At 54.4% G+C, this 2,500-nt stretch carries 1 tRNA gene and 2 rRNA genes (1 of these 3 cut by a window edge); all 3 read right to left on the reverse strand.

Annotated features, from left to right (window positions below):
- Positions 1 to 3: 3 nt before the first annotated feature.
- Positions 4 to 80, reverse strand: a tRNA-Met gene (locus tag MXB90_RS17520).
- 50 nt (positions 81 to 130) lie between these two features.
- A 5S ribosomal RNA gene (gene rrf / locus MXB90_RS17525) occupies positions 131 to 245 on the reverse strand.
- 83 nt (positions 246 to 328) lie between these two features.
- Positions 329 to 2,500 (reverse strand): 23S ribosomal RNA (locus tag MXB90_RS17530); it runs 659 nt beyond the window's last position.

Genomic DNA, 2,500 nt, shown 5'->3' on the forward strand with positions numbered 1-2,500 from the left:
TTTTGGTTGCGGGGGTAGGATTTGAACCTACGACCTTCAGGTTATGAGCCTGACGAGCTACCGGGCTGCTCCACCCCGCGACTGTTTGTTTATGTTATCGTTTGAGAGAGAATTTGTCGCTTCTTACTAGGTTTGGCGGTGACCTACTCTCCCACGTCTTGAGACGCAGTACCATTGGCGCGACGGCACTTAACTGCCGGGTTCGGAATGGGACCGGGTGTTTTGCTCGTGCTATGACCACCAAACCGAGGAAGGAGCGAGTGTCCAAGTCGAGTACGTTATTTGTGTATACTTGCTTTATTCAGTGGAAGATTTTCTTCTACTGGATCAAATCAAGCCAATCGGGCAATTAGTACCGGTCAACTGAACGCATTGCTGCGCTTACATCTCCGGCCTATCGACGTGGTGGTCTTCCACGGCCCTCAAGGGATACCTAGTTTTGAAGGGGGCTTCACGCTTAGATGCCTTCAGCGTTTATCCTGTCCGGACATAGCTACCCTGCACTGCCGTTGGCACGACAACAGGTCCACCAGTGGTCCGTTCACCCCGGTCCTCTCGTACTAGGGGCAACTCTTCTCAAGTATCCTACACCCACGGCAGATAGGGACCGAACTGTCTCACGACGTTCTAAACCCAGCTCACGTACCTCTTTAAATGGCGAACAGCCATACCCTTGGGACCTGCTCCAGCCCCAGGATGAGATGAGCCGACATCGAGGTGCCAAACGATGCCGTCGATATGGACTCTTGGGCATCATCAGCCTGTTATCCCCAGCGTACCTTTTATCCGTTGAGCGATGGCCCTCCCACTTGGGACCACCGGATCACTATGGCCGACTTTCGTCTCTGCTCGACTTGTCAGTCTTGCAGTCAGGCTGGCTTCTGCCATTGCACTCAACGAGCGATTTCCGACCGCTCTGAGCCAACCTTCGCGCGCCTCCGTTACTCTTTGGGAGGCGACCGCCCCAGTCAAACTACCCACCACGCAGGGTCCCGGATCCGGATAACGGACCGCGGTTAGACATCAAGAGTGCGAAGGGTGGTATCTCAAGGGAGGCTCCGCCGGAACTGGCGTCCCGGTTTCAAAGCCTACCACCTATCCTGCACATCACAATCCTGATGCCAGTGCGAAGCTATAGTAAAGGTGCATGGGGTCTTTCCGTCTAACCGCGGGTAGTGTGCATCTTGACACACAGTTCAATTTCGCTGAGTCCACGTTTGAGACAGCGGGGAGATCGTTACGCCATTCGTGCAGGTCGGAACTTACCCGACAAGGAATTTCGCTACCTTAGGACCGTTATAGTTACGGCCGCCGTTTACTGGGGCTTCAATTCGGAGCTTGCACCCCTCCTTTTAACCTTCCAGCACCGGGCAGGCGTCAGACTGTATACGTCGCCTTACGGCTTCGCACAGCCCTGTGTTTTAAGTAAACAGTCGCCACCCCCTAGTCTGTGCCCCCGGCCCATAGTTGCCTACGAACCGGGCCTCCTTCTCGCGAACTTACGGAGGCATTTTGCCGAGTTCCTTAAACGTGGTTCTCTCAAGCGCCTTGGTATACTCTACCAGTCCACCTGTGTCGGTTTCGGGTACGGTCTTGTGGAGGGCTATTTCCAGGGACCCCGCAGCTGCCAGATCAATCCGATAAGATCTGACAACACTAAGGATCCGTCACTTCCTCCTGGCCCAGGAATATTAACCTGGTTCCCATCGACTACGCCTTTCGGCCTCGCCTTAGGGGCCGGCTTACCCTGCTCAGATTAGCTTTAAGCAGGAACCCTTGGACTTTCGGCGACAGGGTCTCTCACCCTGTTTGTCGCTACTCATGTCAACATTCTCGCTTCTGATCACTCCACCGGCTGCCTTACGACCCGGCTTCACAGTCAGAACATTGCCTCCAATACTCCCGAGGGAGGTAAGGAGGCAGCGTTCTATATCACAGAACGCTCCGCTACCACGCACATTGCTGTGCATCCAAAGCTTCGGCTCGTGGCTTGAGCCCCGTTACATCTTCGCCGCAGGATCTCTTGATTAGACCAGTGAGCTGTTACGCTATCTTTAAAGGATGGCTGCTTCTAAGCCAACCTCCTGGTTGTTTTGGAAATCCCACATGCTTTCCCACTTAGCCACGAATTGGGGGCCTTAGCTGTTGGTCAGGGTTGTTTCCCTCTTCACGACGGACGTTAGCACCCGCCGTGTGTCTCCCGGATAGTACTCTGCGGTATTCGGAGTTTGGTTAGGCTCAGTAAGTCTGTGGGACCCCATCACCCATCCAGTGCTCTACCCCCGCAGGTATTCGTCCGAGGCGCTACCTAAATAGCTTTCGCGGAGAACCAGCTATCTCCAGATTTGATTGGCCTTTCACCCCTAGCCACAAGTCATCCGGACCCTTTTCAACGGGTGTCGGTTCGGACCTCCAGTTGGTGTTACCCAACCTTCATCCTGCTCATGGCTAGATCATCTGGTTTCGGGTCTGATCCCACGAACTCATGCGCCCTTTTAAG

The sequence above is a fragment of the Phaeovulum molybdatiresistens genome (assembly GCF_023544865.1).
Taxonomy (GTDB): Bacteria; Pseudomonadota; Alphaproteobacteria; order Rhodobacterales; family Rhodobacteraceae; genus Pontitalea.